The 21,553-nt window shown below is 44.8% G+C and carries 16 protein-coding genes and 1 pseudogene; 4 read left to right on the top strand and 13 right to left on the bottom strand.

Annotated features, from left to right (window positions below):
• Positions 1-121 precede the first annotated feature (121 nt).
• The 9 genes from AB4323_RS07850 to AB4323_RS07810 all read right to left on the bottom strand — a co-directional run bounded on the left by AB4323_RS07850 (position 122) and on the right by AB4323_RS07810 (position 9,150).
• Positions 122-538, bottom strand: a complete 417-nt coding sequence (locus tag AB4323_RS07850) for a hypothetical protein (protein WP_017059624.1) — start codon at positions 536-538, stop codon at positions 122-124.
• On the bottom strand, positions 522-1,595 hold the full coding sequence (locus AB4323_RS07845) for a formate dehydrogenase subunit gamma (RefSeq protein WP_102333340.1): 1,074 nt from the start codon (positions 1,593-1,595) through the stop codon (positions 522-524). The genes AB4323_RS07850 and AB4323_RS07845 overlap by 17 nt, the downstream gene beginning before the upstream one ends.
• Before the next feature lie 13 nt (positions 1,596-1,608).
• Positions 1,609-2,217, bottom strand: coding sequence for a formate dehydrogenase FDH3 subunit beta (gene fdh3B / locus AB4323_RS07840; protein ID WP_004733723.1), 609 nt, complete (start codon positions 2,215-2,217; stop codon positions 1,609-1,611).
• A gap of 11 nt (positions 2,218-2,228) precedes the next feature.
• Entirely contained in the window at positions 2,229-5,084 is a 2,856-nt protein-coding gene (locus AB4323_RS07835) for a formate dehydrogenase subunit alpha (RefSeq protein WP_017059622.1), read from the bottom strand.
• 10 nt (positions 5,085-5,094) lie between these two features.
• Positions 5,095-5,295 carry a twin-arginine translocation signal domain-containing protein gene (locus tag AB4323_RS07830; RefSeq protein WP_008217926.1) on the bottom strand — a complete coding sequence of 67 codons (201 nt, stop codon included), beginning with the start codon at positions 5,293-5,295 and terminating at the stop codon, positions 5,095-5,097.
• 78 nt (positions 5,296-5,373) lie between these two features.
• Positions 5,374-6,012: a molecular chaperone gene (locus AB4323_RS07825; RefSeq protein ID WP_017059621.1), complete on the bottom strand. Its 639-nt coding sequence runs from the start codon at positions 6,010-6,012 to the stop codon at positions 5,374-5,376.
• Between the two features lie 9 nt (positions 6,013-6,021).
• Positions 6,022-7,683 carry a 4Fe-4S dicluster domain-containing protein gene (locus tag AB4323_RS07820; RefSeq protein WP_372152106.1) on the bottom strand — a complete coding sequence of 554 codons (1,662 nt, stop codon included), beginning with the start codon at positions 7,681-7,683 and terminating at the stop codon, positions 6,022-6,024.
• A gap of 299 nt (positions 7,684-7,982) precedes the next feature.
• A complete protein-coding gene (locus AB4323_RS07815) occupies positions 7,983-8,696 on the bottom strand; it encodes a DUF3306 domain-containing protein (RefSeq protein ID WP_372150160.1) in 714 nt (237 codons plus the stop codon).
• Positions 8,686-9,150 (bottom strand): DUF3305 domain-containing protein, encoded by a 465-nt coding sequence (locus tag AB4323_RS07810; RefSeq protein ID WP_136974282.1) that lies wholly within the window; start codon positions 9,148-9,150, stop codon positions 8,686-8,688. The genes AB4323_RS07815 and AB4323_RS07810 overlap by 11 nt, the downstream gene beginning before the upstream one ends.
• Before the next feature lie 397 nt (positions 9,151-9,547).
• On the opposite strand from AB4323_RS07810, the gene AB4323_RS07805 reads away from it, so the two are divergent.
• Complete coding sequence (locus AB4323_RS07805; RefSeq protein WP_017068189.1) at positions 9,548-10,369, top strand: formate dehydrogenase accessory sulfurtransferase FdhD; 822 nt, start codon at positions 9,548-9,550, stop codon at positions 10,367-10,369.
• A gap of 222 nt (positions 10,370-10,591) precedes the next feature.
• On the opposite strand, the gene AB4323_RS07800 is transcribed toward AB4323_RS07805, so the two are convergent.
• Complete coding sequence (locus tag AB4323_RS07800) at positions 10,592-12,175, bottom strand: ABC-F family ATPase (RefSeq protein WP_009846736.1); 1,584 nt, start codon at positions 12,173-12,175, stop codon at positions 10,592-10,594.
• 462 nt (positions 12,176-12,637) lie between these two features.
• On the opposite strand from AB4323_RS07800, the gene AB4323_RS07795 reads away from it, so the two are divergent.
• The gene (locus AB4323_RS07795; protein ID WP_372152104.1) at positions 12,638-14,983 is read left to right on the top strand and encodes an ATP-binding protein; all 2,346 of its coding nucleotides are present in this window, start codon (positions 12,638-12,640) and stop codon (positions 14,981-14,983) included.
• A gap of 1 nt (position 14,984) precedes the next feature.
• Positions 14,985-15,872 carry a mechanosensitive ion channel family protein gene (locus AB4323_RS07790; protein ID WP_017063876.1) on the top strand — a complete coding sequence of 296 codons (888 nt, stop codon included), beginning with the start codon at positions 14,985-14,987 and terminating at the stop codon, positions 15,870-15,872.
• 127 nt (positions 15,873-15,999) lie between these two features.
• Here AB4323_RS07790 and AB4323_RS07785 read toward each other — a convergent pair.
• The 3 genes and pseudogenes from AB4323_RS07785 to AB4323_RS07775 all read right to left on the bottom strand — a co-directional run.
• Positions 16,000-16,563, bottom strand: a pseudogene (locus tag AB4323_RS07785) (methyl-accepting chemotaxis protein); the annotation flags it as partial.
• A 281-nt stretch (positions 16,564-16,844) separates the two neighbouring features.
• Positions 16,845-18,872, bottom strand: a complete 2,028-nt coding sequence (locus tag AB4323_RS07780) for a cache domain-containing protein (RefSeq protein WP_372152102.1) — start codon at positions 18,870-18,872, stop codon at positions 16,845-16,847.
• A complete protein-coding gene (locus AB4323_RS07775) occupies positions 18,862-20,325 on the bottom strand; it encodes a sigma-54 dependent transcriptional regulator (RefSeq protein ID WP_065584417.1) in 1,464 nt (487 codons plus the stop codon). Before AB4323_RS07775 ends, AB4323_RS07780 begins: the two co-directional genes overlap by 11 nt.
• Before the next feature lie 302 nt (positions 20,326-20,627).
• Here AB4323_RS07775 and AB4323_RS07770 point away from each other — a divergent pair, with 302 nt between their 5' ends.
• Positions 20,628-21,434, top strand: a complete 807-nt coding sequence (locus AB4323_RS07770; protein WP_017059611.1) for a substrate-binding domain-containing protein — start codon at positions 20,628-20,630, stop codon at positions 21,432-21,434.
• The last annotated feature ends 119 nt before the right edge of the window (positions 21,435-21,553 follow it).

Below are 21,553 nucleotides of genomic sequence, written 5' to 3'. Positions count from 1 at the left end.
ATACTATGCTTCATTAAGTTTCGTTGCTGATTAGAAACAAAAAGCCCAATGACCGAAATCATTGGGCTTTCAAAAGGACTATTGTGCTAGATAATTCGCTATCTAGTGAGCCGATACTCGACTACAAGTTTGGACCTGTTGTCGGGTTTTGCGGTAGGTTTTGACTTAAACGCTGCATACCTTGATACATACGAATAAACCAAACCACAATCGCAACACCACCGAACAACATGCCTACATACGGTATGTAGTAAGCGATGTCATCGATAATATGATTTTGATACCAGTAATCGTTCACACCGATCAACACGCCATTAGAGGTCGCTACTGTCACGATAAGTACAACAAAGAACGTCAAGTTCAAGAAGAACGAGCGAATCAAGCCGTAGTAATGGGTATCCACTACTTCACCATCTTCGCCTTTATCTAAACGATAGCCCGCGTAGATGATGGCAACCACACCAGAGAGAAGACAAGTAAATGGCGTAAAGCAGCTTAGTATGTAAGCGACCCAAATACCTTTATGAGGTTTGTTCATTCTTATTCACCCCTTCCGTTTTCTCTGTTGCTGCGTTAGCGCTTTGTTCAACGCCGTTTTTTTCTTGTTCCATCACTTCTTTGTACCAAAGATCATGGTGCTCTTTAGCCCAAGTCTCATCAACTTCGCCTGTTACCATGCCTTCTAGTGCCCCTTCCATACCGAACAAGCCGATGTAGATGTGGAACACGAAACCACAGATAAGGATCAAAGCAGCCAACATGTGGACTAGGTTTGAGAGCTCCATATCTCGACGGGTTTGACCGAAGATTGGGAAGTCTAAAACCAAGCCACTGATCGCAGCCACACTACCCATAACAATCAATAGCCAGAACAGTGCTTTTTCACCCGCGTTCGAAAACTCTGCAGATGGATGAGAACCTTTATGTTTCCCGACCATACCACCCAGTTTCATGAACCACTGTACATCGACCATCTTGAAAATAGACTTGCGCCACCACTTGATGAGAACAGCCATCAACAGCACATAGAAAATCGGGCCGATGTAGTTGTGGTATTGCTTCGCCAATAGAACGATGAAGCCCCAAAGGTCTGTTGGAATGTACGGCTTCAAGAAGTGCTTACCGTAAACCAACATCAAACCACTGAACGCCAGTGTTAAGAAGGTAAACGCCATACTCCAGTGCAAGGCACGGTCTAGTCGAGACCAACGTTTGATCTTGCGGCCTGTTCTTGGCGCACTCAGCATTAATGGGCCAATCACAACGTACATTAGAGTAACGAAAGCAATACTGCCAAAGATAGCGACAGCACCGGCTGGTGACATCCACTTCTCTTTCAATATGTACCACGCTTGACCTGGGGTACTGATCAACACACCGTGCTCAGCCGATTGAGATGTGGTGTAACCTTCTTCACCGTTTCTTACTTGTCGCCAAAAATCAGCGCCAGCAAGTTGTGTGATTTCTCTTTCAGCAGAGCTCGATTGAGTTTGTGATGAGTTCGTCTCAGATGCATGACTCAAAGGAGACAGCATTGTTAGTGCTGCCAACATTGGCAGCACAACAAGGAAGAGACGCTTAAACATTGTAAGCATATGTCTCTCCTAACTAGCTCTTCATCGCATCGTAAGAAAGGTCATTGCCGTCTGTCCAGCCTGCACCCTTCGCACCACGTTCAACAACACGCTGGCGGAATACATCAGAGACTTTCTCTGCATCACCCGCTAGCAGTGCTTTGGTCGAACATAAAGAAGCACACATTGGTAGCTTGCCTTCAGCAATACGGTTCGCACCGTACTTCTGACGTTCTTCCACAGAACCTGGCTCTGTTTCTGGGCCGCCAGCACAGAAGGTACATTTGTCCATTTTACCGCGCTCACCAAAGGCTTCCTGTTTAGGAAATTGAGGTGCGCCAAACGGACAAGCAAACAAGCAGTAACCACAACCGATACACAGATCTTTATTGTGAAGTACGATGCCGTCTTCCGTATGTTCAAAACAGTCTGCCGGGCAAACTGCCATACAAGGGGCATCAGTACAGTGCATACACGCTACTGAGATAGAGTTTTCACCTGGTTCGCCATCGTTCAGTGTCACAACGCGACGACGTTGAATACCCCATTCCAGAGCATCATCATTTTCATTCTTACATGCAGTGACACAACCGTTACATTCGATACAACGCTTGGTGTCACAAAGAAATTTCATTCTAGCCATTTTAAGACTCCTTACGCTTTACGAATATTACAAAGGGTTACTTTCGTTTCCTGCATCAACGTGACAGGGTCGTAACCGTATGTGGTTGCTGTGTTAGCAGCTTCACCAATAACGTAAGGATCAGTGCCTTCTGGGTATTTAGAACGCAAATCTTCGCCTTGGAACTTACCACCGAAGTGGAATGGGATGAATGCCAGACCCGGTTTCACACGACGTGTAACCATCGCTTTCACCTTAATACGGCCCTTCTCTGCACCCTCAACCCAAACATCGTCACCGTCTTTAAAGCCGATGTCGTTTGCATCTTTCGGGTTCACTTCAACAAACATCTCTTGCTGTAGTTCTGCTAGCCAAGGGTTAGAACGGGTTTCTTCACCACCACCTTCGTACTCAACCAAACGACCAGAGGTCAGGATAATCGGGTATTCGCCAGATTTGTCTTGCTCTTGAATCGACTTGTAAAGCGTAGGAACACGGAAGATAGCTTCTTTGTCGTCCCACGTTGGGTAATCAGCAACTAGGTCGCGACGTGGCGTGTAAAGTGGCTCACGGTGCAGTGGTACACGGTCTGGGAATGTCCAAACAATCGCACGTGCTTTCGCATTACCAAATGGGATACAGCCGTGTTTAATTGCCACACGTTGGATACCACCTGAAACGTCAGTCTTCCAGTTTTTGCCTTCAGCAGCCGCTTTCTCTTCTGCAGTTAGATCATCCCACCAACCCAGTTGTTTCAGTAGTTTGTCACTGAACTCTGGGTAGCCGTCTTTGATCTCACAGCCTTTCGAGTAGCTGTCTTCTGCCAGTAGGCTTTGACCTTCAAACTCAACACCAAAACGAGTACGGAAGTTACCACCACCTTCAGCAACCGTCTTAGACGTATCGTAAAGGATGTGTGTACCCGGATGTTTCATCTCTGGTGTGCCCCAACATGGCCAAGGTAGACCGTAAGTCTCGCCATTTGCTGGACCGCCTTCTGCTTCTAGAGACGTTTTGTGGAATGTGTGCCAATTCTGTTGGTGTTCTTTCAAACGCTCAGGGCTTTGGCCTGTGTAGCCGATTGTCCACATACCTTTGTTGAATTCACGTGTAATATCTTCAATCAGTGGTTGGTTGTTCTCAACACGGATGTTTTTGAACAGCTGATCAGAGAAACCAAGCTTCTTAGAAAGCAGGTACATGATTTCGTGGTCAGGTTTAGATTCGAATAGAGGATCAACAACCTTGTCACGCCACTGTAGAGAACGGTTTGACGCCGTTACACTGCCGTAGGTTTCAAACTGAGTCGTTGCTGGTAGCAGGTAAACGCCGTCGGTACGATCATTCATTACCGCTGCAACCGTTGGGTATGGGTCAACAATAACCATCATATCCAGCTTCTGCATCGCTTTTTTCATCTCTGGACCACGAGTCTGAGAGTTCACCGCGTGACCCCAGTAGAACATGGCACGGATGTTTTCGCGTTGGCGAATCTTGTCTTTGTCTTCAAGTACGCCATCAACCCAACGAGATACAGGAATACCTGCACTGTTCATTGGTTTTTGACCGCCGTATGCGTTGTCGTCGAAACGGCCTTTCACCCAGTCAAAGTCGATATCCCAAACTTTTGACCAGTGACGCCAAGAACCTTCAGACAAGCCGTAGTAGCCTGGAAGTGTGTCTGACAGTACGCCAAGGTCAGTTGCGCCCTGTACGTTATCGTGACCACGGAAGATGTTTGCACCGCCGCCTGATTTACCGATGTTGCCTAGCGCAAGCTCAAGTACACAGTAAGCGCGTGTGTTGTTGTTACCAGTCGTGTGCTGAGTACCACCCATACACCAAACGATACAACCCGGACGGTTTTCAGAAAGTAGTTTCGCGGTGTGGTATACGTCTTGTTCACTTACGCCAGTAACGCGCTCAACTTCAGCTGGGCTCCACTTCGCGACTTCTTCACGGATCTCGTCCATGCCGAATACACGTTGTTTAATGAACTCTTTGTCTTCCCATTGGTTTGCAAAGACGTGCCATAACACACCCCAGATAAACGCAACGTCAGAACCTGGACGAAGAGAAACGTAGTGATCTGATTTCGCAGCAGTACGCGTACGACGAGGATCCGCAACAACGATCTTACAGTTGTTCTTCTCTTTCGCGATCAAGATGTGTTGCATCGCTACTGGGTGAGCTTCTGCTGGGTTTGAACCAATGAACAGCATCGATTTACAGTTGTGCATGTCATTGAACGAGTTTGTCATTGCACCGTAACCCCAAGTGTTCGCAACACCGGCTACTGTGGTTGAGTGACAAATACGTGCTTGGTGGTCAACGTTGTTGGTGCCCCAAAGCGAAGCCATCTTACGGAATGCATAAGCTTGCTCGTTACTGTGTTTCGCACTACCTAGGAAGTAAACTGAATCAGGGCCAGACTCTTTACGAAGTTCTAGCGCTTTGTTACCGATCTCTTCAATCGCTTGTTCCCAAGAAAGCTTCTTCCACTTACCGCCTTCCAATTTCATTGGGTACTTAAGACGACGTTCACCATGGCCGTGCTCACGAAGTGCTGCACCTTTCGCACAGTGTCCACCAGCGTTGAATGGGTGATCGAATGCAGGCTCTTGACCTGTCCATACGCCATTTTGAACTTCAGCGTAGATACCACAACCCACAGAACAGTGAGAACAGATAGTACGTTTCACTTCTGTTTTCGCTTCTGGATCGACTGATTTAGCCTGTGCTTTCTTCATCATACCTGGTGCAAATAGACTTGCGCCTACCACTGCGCCACCAGCAGCTAATGAAGTGTTTTTCATGAAGGCACGTCGAGACACACCTAGCTGATTGGTTTCTTTGCTCACACTATCGGAGCGTTTGACAAGTTTCATCCGTTATCTCCTAAAGTGTGTCGTAGTAATCGCGAATGTGTTGCGTCTCACGATACCCTGTCTTCTTCACGTCTTCTTTCGAAATTTCAACAGTTTCTGAAGCGGTTGCCACTTTAGTTGTACCAGCGACAACGGCACCAGCAACGGCTGCAGTCGTCAAGCCTTTGAGTAGATCCCTACGGCTTGTATTTATATCTTTATTATCTTTCATCATTGCTTCCTTACCTTACGGTAGATCTTTTTTTGGAGGCTTAATGCCCCTCTATCGATATAATCGCGTACTGCTCGATTACTCGTAATCAGTGACGTTTTTCACATCAATCTTTAATTTGTGCTTACTGCTTTTTGTATTCACGCTAAAACGCACTTGTTCTAACGTTAAGAATGCTTCACACAGTTGAGCGGCCGATTTGTAGAAGTTCGCGCTTTCTGCCCCTTCAAGCTGACGCGTGAAAGAGTTAAACCAAGGGCCAAGGTGCTTATTGAATACCGCCTGTTGCAGTGCTTCTTCTTCAGCCGTTAGCATCGCCATCACTTCACACAGTGCTGCGATATGATCTTCCGGCTCTTTCACTTGATCGTCACGCTCAATGCCTAAAAGCTCTAAGTCATGACGAATCTCTGCCAATGGTTTTTCCATCATGGCGCCAGTGCGATGCCAAGAACCAAATGGAACGACTTCTCCACGCCCAATACCGATGAACAAATCTTGATATTCGTCTTCAAGAGCTTCACGGTTTGATTCTGTTGCCGCTTGTTGAATGGCAATCCAAGCCTTTTGCATTGCGCTTTCAGACGCTTCAATATCGAGTGTTTTTAGAAAGTCGATCACCTCTTCAGAAGGTGCGCTGCGAAACAGTGCGGATAGAACCAAATAGATCTCAGTTCTTAGTGTCTGTTCTTGTGCCTGATCCAAATTCGTTTCCAAGGCTAACTCCTAGTATTTCAATTGTTTCAATGGGTCTTGAGCCATTGAATCGAACATATCCACCACACGGCAGTCTTCACACATAGCAATACGATTAATCGCTGCTTCATCTGAAAAGTGAGAGTGACCGCGTAACTTGTTCTGTAACATGTCAATCATAGACTGAGGTGCGAATGGCTTATGACAACGAATACATTCCGCTGCTTTCTCTTCATGAATTACAACAGCCTTCTGACGCTCTTCTTTAACCCAATTCATGCGAGGCGTTAGAGTCAGAACATTTTCAGGACATGCTTTTTCACACAAGCCACATTGAATACAGTCTTGTTCTACAAACTTAAGTGATGGAGACGCGCCGTCGGTATGAAGCGCACGTGTCGGACACACAGCCACACAACTCATGCATAACGTACAATCTTTGCTTTCACACGAAACCGTGCCGTATGGCGCATTCGAAGGAAGCTCAACAATGTTCTCAACAGGAATACGAGAAGAAGACATCGCATCAAGAGCAGTAAATAGACGCTGACGCTTATTACCTTGAAGGTCGCCAAGTGCTAGGTCGAATGAATCAACGCACAGTGTTGGAGGCCCTTCACGTAGCGACTCTAAATACAGGATATCGATGGTTTCTTTTGGAACGCCGATTTGATCAAGTAATTCTTGTGCAATTCCTACTTCGTTATTCAGAACACGAATGATCGTCTCTGGCATAAAGCGAGAAGCCGCAAATAGAACCTGAGTTGCGCCATTAACTAAAGCTGCAAACCAAGTATCGATACCAATAGATGGCAGTTCTTCTACGACAATTGGAATCACGTTATCTGGTAGCGCTTTAAGAGCCATCACGTTGTAAGTCTCATGACGTGAGCTACAGATAAGTACGATTGGATCCAGACCACCCGCTTGCTCGTAGTTAGCTAGCGTACGTTCAATGAATTTTTGAGTATCGTCAGGGTTAGGTAATGCGTAAGAGATAGCTTCTGTCGGACAGCTCGTTGCACAAGTACCCACGCCTTGACATAGGTAAGGGTTAATCTCGATCTTATGACCCGTCTTATCTGAGCCTTCACTTGAAAGTGCACCAGCAGGACAAGCATCAACACAACGCTCACAACCTTTAACACCACGAGAACTGTGTGCACATAGGTCTGTGTCCAAACGGAAGAACTTAGGCTTATCAAACGTGCCCATAAGCGTTGGAATTTCTTCTAACGCTTCAGCCAGTTTTGGATAACCACGACCTACTGGGTAATAACCAGGAACAGGCACTTCTTCAGTCATGCAGCTATTCAGACATAAGTCCAAAACCACATCAAAACAGTCATGATTAATCGCGATTTTCGCCAAGTTGCTTGATGTGCCTTTACTCTCAATCACAACTTCAAACGTGCCAAGGAAACCGGATACTTGAACCGAATTCGCGAAGTACAGTTCTGGGTTTGTGCCCTTTTCGCCATCTGTTGACAATAAGGTTAGGCTCGTCAATTGAGGTAATTGAGCCGCAGCACTTTCAATGATCGCAGTTGGACCAATAACAAGAGTATTACCGCCGCTTTCGTAGCTAACAGTAGGTGGAATCAGATTTGTTAACTCAACTGTATTTTCAAATGCATACAGTCTTGCTTTAGCGTTATTTGAAGTTGCTTGTTCTAATAATTGTTTAAGCATTGCTCAGTTCCATCTTTGGACATGGATAATCTGTTCAACCTTCATTGTAGTAAGCGATAGAGAACTTGCTGAGTAATCCGTTAACAACTAACCCTTTAGCCAGTGTCCCGCTCGTCAGACTATGAATTCGTCTATCTACAAAAAAGTTGATAATGAACGTTATTTTGCAAATGCCATGCCAATTTAATATGCCTTATATTTCAGTGATTTAATCCTATATAACGTTTATTGTGCGTATAAAAAAACCGCTTGGGACATTTTGTCGCAAGCGGTTCATTGAGTGTTTAGTCAAAATGTACCTATTCTTTGTGTGGTATATTTTGTCCCACCTCTTTCAGGTCTGCTTCGTCTGACATTGTAGCGTTATTATCCGACACTGTGTTTTTATACAGTTCTTTTTCTTGTTCGGTTATTTCGGCACTTTCTGACGTTTCAAGTTTATTATCAGATACCTCAAGATCGCTTTCAGAATTTTCTAAAACTTCACCTTCGTCTTTATTATCAATGATTTGCTCTTCTTCTGGCGCAGTTTCTTCTTCCGTTTTGTCTTTAACCCAATCACGCAAGGTTTCCGCAACCCCTTCAGAAAGAGACTTCAAATTACTGTAATCGTCGTCGTAATCATCTAAACCATCACGAACGTTGAATTCTTCTGAGAGGAATAATTTACGCAATGCCGCTTTTTTTACGCTTTCTGAAGCTTCTGACACCAATAATTGAGCAACAGACAAGTCTTCAGTCGTTTCTGATGCTATCTCCTGAGAGTCAATAGCTTGAGAATCGACAGCGTGAGCGTCTTCATTGTGTTCTGGAGACTCATTTTCTAAAGCACCATTTTCTAAAGTATCACGCTCTAATGACTCCGATGTTTCTGCGTCTATAGATGAAGCAGCAAACGAAGTCTTTGCGGAAGTAAGCTCAGTTTCCTCAAGCGTTTGTTGCGCTTCTAAAGGTTGGTCGGTTGATTCATCAAGCTTTCGTTGAGACCAACGGCTAAAAAAGTTAGTTGCCATTTGATCGACCCGCGCCTTTACGTTTCTTACGTCTTGCTTCTAATAACTCACCATGACGACCGATGAACGCTTCCATCCAAGCTTGTACAGGTAACGGAATGTCGTATGAAAGGACTTGGTTGTCACCGTCCATGTATTGCCCTGCAACGGTTTGTGATGCTGTAAGTAACTGAATGACGGGCTTAACGCCTGAATCGACATTATCCATCACTAAGAAAAGCTTAGGTTGCTGAGAGCTTAGGTTGAAACGATAGTCTGTACGCTCGTCTTTGTGCAACTGAAGCGAACATACGTCTGGGGTTTCATGTTCAGGTGATAATTCAAAACCGATGAGTTCCCATTGAGTTGTTACCCAAATGCCAGTTTTGATCTCTTTCTCTATTCTTTGGACACCTATTGGCCAAGCTGATTCTGTTTTTTCGTAGTGTTCTTGGAATTCTTTTATCTCAGACATACTGCACCCAATTTATTTTCTTTATTCTGATCGTACGTAGGACATTTTGTACTTCGCATAATCATATACCCTCTACAAAGCAATAAACACGCCAATACATTTTAAGTCCTGCTCCGTCTTTAGTGCGTTTGTCGTAAAGTTACCCCTATAACGTTAGTCGATCGCGCTGGTTTGAGACAGTTAGTCTCGGTGAACTCTCATATTTTGCGCTATTTTAATCGAATGCTTCATGTTTTCTCGAATAGCCGCTATTTTGGAATGAGAATTGCTAAATGCTTGAGTTAAAGCTAAGACTGACTAAGTGACAGAGAACGCATGTATTCTAAAGAGTCGTATGATGACTCTTGCCTAACTTCTTATCCCTTATAATCGCTATCTCATTAAGTAGGACGTGACTGTGGTAAAACCAAACATAATAAAAACCAGTGAAAACCCACTTCAGACCATCGAAGTTGAAGTGTTTGATGAATATGGCGAAAAGCTAACGAAACAAATTGCGTGCGAGCGCCCTCTTACCGTTATGTTGAACTGGAAAGAGATCGTAACTCTAATGACATTGGGTTCACGCCCGGAAGCATTAGTCTTGGGTTATTTGAAAAACCAAAGCTTCCTTTCTGATCCAGAAGCCGTTGAATCAATCATCATCGACTGGGAAACCAGCTCAGCAGCGGTTATCACCAAAGAAGATACGAGCCAACTTGAGCAAGCGCTTAAGAAGAAGACAGTTACCTCTGGCTGTGGCCAAGGTACCATGTATGGCAACGTGATGAAGCAATTGGAAGATTACCAAGTGCCTCAAACCAAGATTAAGCAATCTGAAATCTATACGGCTCTAGAAGCGCTGACTCATTATAACGACACCTACAAGAAAGCGGGTGCGGTTCATGGCTGTGCTGTTTGCAAAGACGACAAGGTTCTATCGTTTGTTGAAGATGTTGGCCGACACAATGCCGTTGATACATTGGCTGGTGAGATGTGGCTTAACAAAGAGACAGGTGAAGATAAGATCTTCTACACCACAGGCCGTTTAACGTCTGAGATGGTGATTAAGGTTGCGCAGATGGGAATCCCTGTTCTACTGTCACGCTCTGGCGTTACACAAATGGGCTTAGATTTAGCGCAGAAGTTCGGCATCACTACGATTGCTCGCGCTAAAGGTTTACGCTTCCAAGTGTTCACGGGTGCAGACAAGATTGACTTTGATGTGAAAGGTGAATAATCAGCAGTCGGAAAAAAGCGTAGGTTTGATTGGTGATTCACTAACCGCTTCTAATTGTAAAGTTCTGATGTAAATAGTTAGTGACCCATCAAGGATAAATACATAGAAACTTAGCTAGATACAAAAACGCCGTCATGCTTTTTAGTATGACGGCGTTTTTAATTTTCAATTTATAGCTTAATTTCCAACGCATAGAGTTGAAAACTAAGGCTAACTTAAAGCTTAGCCGCGTGCTTTCAAGAACTCAGCGTAAGTACCGCGGAAATCGTTGATCTTGCCATCTTTGATTTCAAGGATACGAGTTGCAAGCGAGTCTACGAATACACGGTCGTGAGATACGAAGAACAATGTGCCTTTGTAGTTCTCAAGAGCCAAGTTAAGCGCTTCGATAGATTCCATATCCATGTGGTTTGTTGGCTCATCCATTAGCAGGATGTTTGGTTTATGCATCATGATCTTACCAAGAAGCATACGACCTTGCTCACCACCAGAGATAACCTTTACAGATTTCTTAATGTCGTCTTGACCAAATAGCATACGACCTAGGAAGCCACGAACAACTTGCTCGTCTTCGCCTTCTTGGCGCCATTGGCTCATCCAATCAAACAAGTTCATGTCTGTCTCGAAATCGTGTGCGTGATCTTGAGCGTAGTAACCGATGTTTGAGTTTTCAGACCACTTGTACTCACCTGTGCGAGGCTCAAGAGCGCCAGCTAGTGTGTTAAGTAGTGTTGTTTTACCCACACCGTTCTCACCGATGATAGCAACACGCTCACCTACTTCGAAAATACCGTCGAACTTGTTGTATAGGTCTTCTTCAAAACCTTGAGATAGGTTTTCAACCACAAGTGCGTTACGGAATAGCTCTTTAGACTGTTCGAAACGGATGAATGGGTTTTGACGGCTAGACGCTTTAACTTCGTCTAGTTGGATCTTATCGATCTGCTTAGCACGTGACGTTGCTTGCTTCGCTTTAGATGCGTTAGCAGAGAAACGAGATACGAACGTTTGAAGTTCAGCAATTTGTGCTTTCTTCTTAGCGTTGTCAGACAGTAGACGCTCACGAGCTTGAGTCGCAGCCGTCATGTACTCATCGTAGTTACCTGGGAATAGACGAAGTTCGCCGTAATCAAGGTCAGCCATGTGTGTACAAACAGAGTTTAGGAAGTGACGGTCGTGCGAAATGATGATCATTGTGCAGTTACGTTGGTTTAGCGTGTCTTCCAACCACTTGATGGTGTCCATGTCCAGGTTGTTCGTTGGTTCGTCAAGAAGCATGATATGCGGGTCTGCAAACAGTACTTGAGACAATAGAACACGAAGTTTCCAACCCGGTGCTACTTCGCTCATCAGACCGAAGTGCATTGATTCTTCAATACCTACCGCTAGAAGAAGCTCACCAGCTTTAGCTTCTGCCATGTAACCGTCCATTTCAGCGAACTGAACTTCAAGGTCAGCCACTTTCATGCCGTCTTCTTCGCTCATTTCTGGCAAAGAGTAAATGCGGTCACGCTCTTGCTTAATAGCCCAAAGCTCTTTGTGACCCATGATAACCGTGTCGATTACCGTGAATTCTTCGTAAGCAAACTGGTCTTGGTTTAGCTTAGCAACGCGCTCGTTTGGATCGTAGCTTACGTTACCAGCACTTGGCTCAAGTTCACCAGATAGGATCTTCATGAACGTCGATTTACCACAGCCATTCGCGCCGATTAAACCGTAGCGGTTGCCTTCGCCGAACTTAACTGAAATATTTTCGAAAAGTGGCTTAGCGCCGAATTGTTGGGTGATATTTGCTGTGGAGATCAATGCCATTACCTTTTTAATGTGAAAAACGCCGCAACGTTACTTGTTCAGGGCTTTAACTGCAAGTATTGATTGCAATTACTGGCCATTAAGTGAGTGATAACCTAGCCAAATCATAGTTTGAACTGACTCACATTTTTGGTTTTCTATTTATCGCCGTAAAACCGTCGATTTTAAGGAAAAACAAAATATCGAACAGCGCACCATAATGGGCGGTATATAACGTCCCAAATCATGCCAACCATTGAATATATCGTATGCTGATTGGTCACAGTAAAAGCCAACCCGATCAACGCAACAGAAGACATAATAAAGATGCTCAAATACTAGCCTAATCCCTGACAATTTCATGACAAAATCGCTCGAAACAGGAATAAAGTACTCGCCCCCGACACGGGGTTGGATTTCACAAAGTCAGATTATCTAACTATAGTAATCCTAACCTCATAATTCTAAGAGACTTTTATGCGTTCACTATCGCGCTTCTTAATCCTCACTTTGGCCATTCTCTCTTGGCCTAGTCATGCCAACTTGGAATATGACTTACAATCTCAGCCGCAGGTATCCGATTCTGCTGTTGATCTCGATGATCGAATTGATTCGTTACCCGACCCCCTCTTTATGGAACCGTCGGACAGACGCCAAGTCAATATATTGCTCGCTGAAGTGCTACAAGTTCAAAAGCAGGAAATCAAAACCTTCGAGCAACAGATAAAAGCCTACAGAGCGAACAACGACGCCGATCAATGGTTTGCCGTTCAAACCAGTTACGTCACTTTGAATAGCTTGAATGTGAGCAAGCAACACCTGTTAGAGCAGACGAATTCCGCTAATAAAGAGCGCCTAACGGGTTTTGGCCCCTACGGCGTAACTCAATTTAAGCAAGAGTGGGAATTAACCAAGCTCAACATTGAGTATCTTGTTTATTTCCAAATTCGTAGCTTTAAAGCGCTTGTTAAAGACATCTTTATTTCGCCAGTGCCAGTGATTGGTGCCTCACTAAAAGTGTTATTCATCTACTTCGGTTTAGTGTGGTGGCTTGCCAACAGCACTCGTTTGATTGAGTTGTTAAGAATTAATTTTCTTGAAGCGAAAACGAACCCTCCATTTTTAGTACGTGTGATCTGGTACATCAGCCGCGCTGATCGTGCGATTGCTTGGTTAATTGCGATTACGCTTTCTCTAAGAGTGCTCTCCAGCATCCCTAGCCTGCAACACCTGATTTTCCTTGAGATCTTCACTTGGTGGATTCTAGGTGGTTCGATTGCTATCAGCTTTATTTTGGAATTTGCGTATCGTTTGGGCCGCACATCTAATCAAGAAGTGATTGCGCTGCGCCTATCGACCATTCGCCGTTATGTTTGGAGCTTCATTGTTGCGGGTGTGACTTTGCAAATATCGAGTATCACGCTAGGCAAAGGCACTATCTATAGCTGGATCTACAGCGCCCTATTTTTCTGGTTTGTACTGGTTACCATTTCAGTGCTTAGATTATGGCGTGCGAAAGTCTTCGATACGCTGCAACACATCTCTGATCGTCCGGTATGGGTGAACTGGGCAGTAAACCGCAAGGATACCTTCTTACTTAATATATTGGCGACGGCCATTGGCATCGTATGGTTGAGTGTTTACAACTTCCAACACCGCATCATGGCCTTACTGTCTAATTACACACTGTTTAGCCAAGCTTTGGCGTACCTGTTTAGAATTGAAGTGGCTAAGCAGTCTGACCTTGACAAGAATCAGCAAAACTTGGTTCGAATCAAAGGCGATCAAACCTATGAATACATTCTTCCGGGTAATATCGACAGCACGCTGATTGATTACGCCGGTGATGAGGTTAAGCAACTGTCTCGCTACTTGATGTCAGACAGCCCTGCTATCTGTATTGTTTCAGGTGAACGTGGTGTGGGCGCAACAACGCTGCTTTATACCCTGCTGCACAAAGTCTCTAACGCTGAACCTGTCTACGTAAGTTGCCCTTACGCTGGTTATCAAGAGCTGTTAGCGCATCTAGCGGTGAGCATCGGCTTGGAAGAAAAAGCGACTGAGATTCAGATCTTGGCTCACCTTCGTAAAAGCAAGACCACGTACTTGATTGCGATCGATAATGCACAACGTCTAGTTAAGCCAATGGTTGGCGGCTTGTCTGATCTGATACGTTTAACCAATCTACTGCGTCGTTCTAAAAAGAACCACCGTGTCGTGATATCGATCGCCAAATCAAGCTGGCGGTTTGTCGATCGAGCGCGTGGCGAACGTTTGCTGTTTGACTTGGTGTGTTTCCTTCCGCGTTGGACAGAGAAACAAGTCGGTGAGCTTCTAAATAGCCGTATTAATACGGAGCTTGAGAAGCCGTTATCGTTTGATGGTTTAGTAGTCCCTAAGCAATGGGACCAAGATGATATGAGTGAAGAAGAACGTGCACGCCAAGGCTTCTACCGAATCTTGTGGCATTACTCTGATGGTAACCCTACCGTTGCGTTGCGCTTCTTCCGACTCTCATTGAATCGAAACAAAGATACCGATCAAGCCGTGGTGCGCTTGTTCCATGTTCCAGAAGCACAAGAACTAGAAAACATGCCAAAACCTATGCTGGCTGTACTTCGTTCTATCGTACAACTGGAAATCGCTTCTCCGGAAGTATTGTCTGAATGTACACAGCTGAGCACGGCAGAGATAACGGGGATTCTGCGTTACTTTGAAAGCCGTGGTTATATTGGTTGGCATGAAGAAAAGGCTCGGATTTCTGAGCACTGGTTCCGCCATATTACGAACGTTCTCGACCGTCAACATCTACTGGTGAAGTAAAATGAAGAAGTTATTTATCCTACTATTTGTTGGCTTGGCAAGTGCTGTCAGTTTCCCGACCTTTGCGACGGAAGAGTTAGCTAACGTAGAAAACATCTCTAAAATAGCGAGCCTTGTGCGATGGAGCGGCGTGTTCTTCTCCATGATCGTTATTGCTGCGATGTGGTTATTGCTTAAGTTCATCAACTCGTTAGTGACCAGCTTTGGTAGTCAGTTCGTGCAATATCGAATGCTACTACAAAAACTGCAGTCGTTTACTCAGTTCTTCATCTATGTGAGCACCGGTCTTATCGTGTTCATGATGAGCTTTAGAATCAACGACCAAATACTGGCTTTGATTGGTGGTACCCTCGCCGTGTCAGTCGGCTTTGCGCTTAAAGATTTGGCAGCTTCATTCATCGCGGGCATCACGGTAATGATTGATAGACCCTTTCAAGTTGGTGACCGCGTCACGTTCGAAGGCAACTACGGAGATATCATTACCATCGGTTTGCGTTCAGTGCGAATGAGAACGCTGAACGATGACATCATTACCATTCCTAACAACAAGTTCTTAAATGAAGTGACCACCAGTGGTAACTACGGTGCGTTGGACATGCAGGTGGTGATTCCGTTTTACGTCGGTATGGATGAAGACATCACCCTAGCCCGTGACTTAATTCAAGAAGCTGCGTCTTCGAGTCGTTACATCCACTTACCGAAGCCTGTCACGGTTTTGGTTAAACAGACGATTACCGATAACTACCTAGCGATACAGCTAACCTGTAAGGCTTATGTTGTGGATACTGCGTATGAGAAGCTGTTTGAAACCGACATTACCCTGCGTGTGATGAAAGAGTTTAAGAAGCACAACATCAACCCACCGAAGATTTCAGTGGCAGCGCATTAGGCTTGATGCTTTTGACGTTAGTTTCTTATAGCAAATGACTAACCATAAATAAAAACACCTCCGAACTTATCTCAAGTGCGGAGGTGTTTTTTATGGGCTTTTTATCTTCAGCTCAGTTGTATTTAGGCTAAACCTTAAAGTATTTCAATTGCTCAGTAAGGTGCTCTGTGGTGTTCGCCATTTTCTGACTGTCTTCTGCGAGCGATTGTGAGGCCTGCAGCACTTCATTTGCAGCGAGATGAATACCAGTGACACTTTCACTCATTTTAGTGGCTACCGTGCTTTGCTGTTCCGAGGCCGCGGCGATCTGCGCGACCATGTCGTTAGCGTTATGCAGTTCATTCACAATCACATCGAGTTGTTGGCGAGTTTCGTTAGACGCGACAACGCTGTGGTCAACCTTCTCGTTACTGCTTTGCATTGCCTCAAAGGTACGTTCTGCTTGTTGAGTCAGTTTCTCAATCGTGGATTGCACTTCGTTAGTTGAATTTTGAGTGCGGCTAGCAAGATTTCGAACTTCATCAGCAACCACTGCGAATCCTCTGCCTTGCTCTCCTGCACGTGCCGCTTCTATTTCTGCGTTGAGCGCTAACAAGTTCGTTTGTTCTGATACATCACGAATCACACCAACGACTTGGCTTATTTCAGTCACGCCTGATTGCAGATCTCTGACTAAGTTATTCGCGTTACTTAATTTCATAGCTGACTGACTTTATTATTTGTTTTGATTATGGATTTCGGTCAAGGTATCAAAATTTCGTACAGTTCGGATGATATGCATCAAGATCAAAAGATATGCACTGTGCTACATAACCAAAAAGAGGTGCTCGTCAAACCGAAAGAGGTTGAGATTTGGTTTGCGATATATTAGTAGTGCAGAATTTTCGTGCTTGGGCTAAAACGTTCGTGTAATAGCCCAAGCGCGTTAGAAATATTATCAGATGATAATATCAGTGAATGAGTTCTTAGAACTTATAGGTTTGATACAAGCAATTGAGGTGTCGCTTTCTGTTGAAGATAGATACTAAAGCAACTTCCCTTACCTACCTCAGATTCAACTCGGATCTCGCCGCCAGTTTGGCTCAAGATACTCTGAGATACTGACAACCCTAAGCCCGTGCCATCTCGTTTGGTGGTATAGAAAGGCGAGAAGATACGTTTCAGTTGTTCTTCCTTAATACCGCAGCCTTCATCTTGAACATGAACGATAGCGCCATGAGACACACCATTTTCAACCCAGTCTTCACTCGAAATGGTTAACGTGCCCTGACCGTCCATTGCATGAATCGCGTTCATTTGTAGGTTAACCAGAATCTGTAGCAATTGGTTTCGATTGACCTCGACTGAGGTTTTAGCGTTCAGCTGCGATACGTACACAATGCCTTTCTTCTTCGCACCTGTTTTTACGAGCGTAATACTTTCATCCACTATTGGGTTGATATGTTGCCACGTAATTTCGTCTTGTACGCCGCCGTGACGGCTGTATTGAAGCAGGCTTCGTGTGATATTTCGAATTCGGTCAATCTGCTCCATGATCGCGTGGACTTCCTCATCTACACGGCTCACTTCATCGCCCAGTTCAAACTTCATCAGTTCAACGTTGCCAAGAATCACGGCGGTTGGGTTATTGATCTCATGAGCAATACCTGCCGTTAATTCACCTAACGCGGCCAGTTTTTCATTGACCACCAGCTTATCTCTGGCTTGATTGAGAAGCTTGATGTGCAGTTCAAGTTCTTCAGTTTTCTCTTTCAAACTCGCGGTACGAGAATGCACTTTGCACTCTAGTTCAGACGCCGCTTGTTGAATCTCTTGATTACGCTCGTGCAGTAGATCCAACATCTTATCGAACTGTTTAGCGAGCAGTGTCAGTTCGTGTTGATCATCCAAACCTAGCGTACCAATTCGCTTGTCTTGCCCCATCTGTACTAGCTTCACCACTTTATGAATGCGTTCGATTGGGTTGAAAAGATCACGTGCGCCACGGTGAACGATCAAACCGGATGCCAACAGAAGCAACACAATGGTAATGCTAATTTCGCCAAGGTTGGTTAAGTACGTTTCTATCAGCGGCCAAATCAAATAACCGGTGTAAAGCATACCAATCACATTATTAAACTGGTCATGGATTGGTTGGTAAGCTGTGATGTACCAAGCATCGTAAACATACGCTCGATCTAGCCACTCTTTACCTTCAATCAAGACTTTCGAGTGAACCTCGTGAGAAACACGTGTACCAATGGCGCGCCCTACACTGTCTTCACTGCTCAAAGGCACGTTGGTGCTAACACGAAGATCATCAAGGAAAACCGTGACCGTTCCTATATGACGATTAAAACCTTCTCGTTGTGGATAGATAAGGTTACTGATTTGGTCAACAAGTTGAGTACTGTTATTCAGTAAGATCCCACCATCCAGAAAACCAATCACATGATCATGTTCATCTTTGATGGATACAACGGTTCGGCTTACCAATCCGCGAGTCTCGACCTCTTGCCCGTTGAGCATCGGAACTTCCGCTTTTTTAGCGAGGTCACGATCGAGATAATTGAGTTCATTACGGCTTAAGACACTGAAAAATGAAGGCTTGTGAGTTAAGTTTAGATATTCGAGTTTCTTTTCCATGCTCTCGACACTGCGCCAGCGCAGAAAATCGAGCTCATAGCGAGATTTGTTCTCAGACACCCAGCGAGTTAGCTCTTCGTGTGAAAGATCACTCGCGAGTTTGGTTCGAAAGTTATAAGACTCGGCGAACGCACGAACGTTGTATGCTTGCTGATTTTGGATCAGGTGAATACTGTTATCGGCAACATCCAAGCGTTCATCAACATCAATCAGAGCGCCCTGCCACGTGTAACGTATTGACCAATACAGTGTGATAGCCACAAGCGCGCACAAGGTCAGAATGATCGGAGCTGATGTTAGGAATAATAATCGGTAGCGAACCATGGTTTTGAATCGGAACGCCCACTTTGACCACCAACGACGTCTAATCGGCATATTCAGAGCCTTCTGTGTTCCAATCTTTGTACTTACGCTCTAGCGTTTTACGTGCGACGCCAAGATCTCTTGCAGCTGCCGATTTATTGCCATCATGAAAACTAACCAGCTGTTCTATATGAGATTTTTCTACTTCTTTGAGTGTCCAAGTGTTTGGATAACCCTCGGCAGCGTCTGCATTATTCAAGTTTGGCATTTCCGCACCATGTGACACCGTCACTGAAATGCTAGCGGGAACAGGATCACCATTAATCTCGCGCCAATAGTGTGCTGGTGGCTTGTCTAAAAGAATGCATCGTTCGACTAAGTTTTTAAGTTCACGAATATTTCCCGGCCATTCGTATTCGTTCAACGCCAAGATATCTTCATGTGCCCAATTTGGAACTGGCATGCCAAGCTCGCTCGATAAAAGACGAGTAAAGTATGGAACAAGTTCAATCAGGTCTGACGGGCGCTCTCTCAATGGCACCACATCAATCTTAAGTACATTGAGTCGGTAGAACAGATCGCGGCGGAAGTGCCCTTTATCGACCTCTTCTTGAAGATTTCGGTTGGTCGCCGCCACCACTCGTACGTCAACGGAAATTTCCTTTTCGTTACCGACTGGACGAATGGTTCTTTGCTCTAACACGCGTAGCAATGCAGCTTGCATTGGCAGTGGCATTTCACCAATTTCATCAAGGAACAAGGTGCCACCACTTGCGACTCGGAAAAGACCTTCACGGTTTTTCTTCGCACCAGTAAATGCGCCTGATGTATGTCCAAACAGTTCACTTTCTAGAAGCTCTGGAGCAATCGCACCACAGTTGATTGGCACAAATGGACCTGTGCGTTTACTGGCTTCATGTACACCACGAGCAACCAGCTCTTTGCCGGTACCCGACTCACCTTCTATCAAGACGGACGCTCGAGACGGTGCAAATTGACTGATCAGCAATTTAAGTTGTTTGGTCTTGTCTGAATTGCCAATCAGTTCAGTCTTGATATGACGACTCACATCACGCTTCAACGCGTACTGCATTCTTTGGTCGAGTCGCTTATCCATACAACGCAGAACCGCTTGTATCATCTGTTCGAGGTTGAACGGCTTAAGAATAAAATCTGAAGCACCAAGCTTAAGCGCGGATATGGTCATCTCTAGATCGGCATAACCCGTCATGAAAATCACATCGGCGCGTTTGTCGTTGTCGTTAAACGCCTCTTCCCACTCAATGCCAGATCGGCCTGGTAGGTTGATATCAAGGACAATCAGATCAAAATGTTCGCTCGAACGCAGCGTTTCAGCCTCTTCAACCGATCCTGCGCTCGACACCTTGCCAAAGAACTTACCTAGTGCTTTCTTTAAGATAGCCTGCATACCCAATTCATCATCGACCACCAAAACGGAAAAGGCCTGATACTGAGTCAATGTGTTCGGGTTGAGATTGGATGCAGATGAACTAGGTAAAGACATAATGATTAGCCGGTGAGAAAAGTTGGGACAGAGTGTACCAATTAACCTTTTCTCCAACAGGGACAATGTGCGACATTTTGTCCTAGCTCATGTTTTGATTCATTTTAACGGGGTAAAAGACTCAGTTTTGTCCGAAATAACAGCAATTTAATGAAATCTGATGCATTATTTGTTGGCATTAAGATTGCTTATAAGGTGTAGATTTCTAATTACAACAATTAGCGTCTTATGCACATGCCCTCTTTGAGCCCTTTAAAATTGAAGGCATGTCATTCATTTATAACAGAATGGACATAATAATAATGAAAGCAATTCCCCTAACTATTGCAGCTCTATCTATCGTCAGTTACACGGCTAGCAGCGCGGAAGACACCACTCATATTAAGTTGGCGACAACCACAAGTACTTATCACTCTGGTCTACTGGACTACTTATTGCCTGAGTTCGAAAAAGATTCTGGTATCAAGGTTGATGTTCTAGCTGCGGGTACCGGTAAATCACTTCGCATGGGCGAAAATGGTGATGTTGATTTGGTAATGACTCACGCACCAAAAGCTGAAGCGAATTTCGTAGAAAAAGGCTACGGCGTTTTACCTCGTAAGCTGATGTACAACGACTTTGTGATTGTGGGCCCTCAAAGTGACCCAGCAAAAATTGAATCTCAAAAAGCAGTGGCAGATGTGTTCAAAGCGATCGCGACTAATAACGTGACGTTTGTGTCTCGTGGCGACGACTCTGGTACTCATAAGAAAGAGATGGGCATTTGGGCGCAAACTAAAATTGAACCAAACTTTGGTGGTTACCGCAGTGTTGGTCAAGGTATGGGCCCTACTCTGAACATGGCGTCAGAGATGCAAGGCTACACCATGACAGACCGTGGTACTTGGTTGGCTTACCAAAATAAACTGGATCTAAAAATCCTTTTCCAAGGTGACAAGAACCTCTTCAACCCTTACCAAGTGATTCTGGTTAACCCTGAGCGCTACCCAAGCATTAACTACCAAGCAGCGAAAGTATTCAGTGATTGGTTGGTTAACCCTAAAGGTCAGAAACTGATTAACGACTTTAAACTGCATGGCAAACAGCTGTTTGTAGCGAGCGCAGAGTAGTTTTTCGTCAGCGTAGATTCGTTTATAACAAGCTGAGAATGGTTTGTTGTAAGTACTAATTCCAATTAGCACTACGCTTAACTAACCAGTTAACTGAAGCATTTAAAGAAACAATAGCT

Origin of the sequence: Vibrio sp. 10N.261.52.C11 (assembly GCF_041471405.1) — a bacterium.
In the GTDB taxonomy this organism is placed as follows: Bacteria; Pseudomonadota; Gammaproteobacteria; order Enterobacterales; family Vibrionaceae; genus Vibrio; species Vibrio crassostreae_C.
This window is presented reverse-complemented; position numbering and strand designations above follow the sequence as displayed.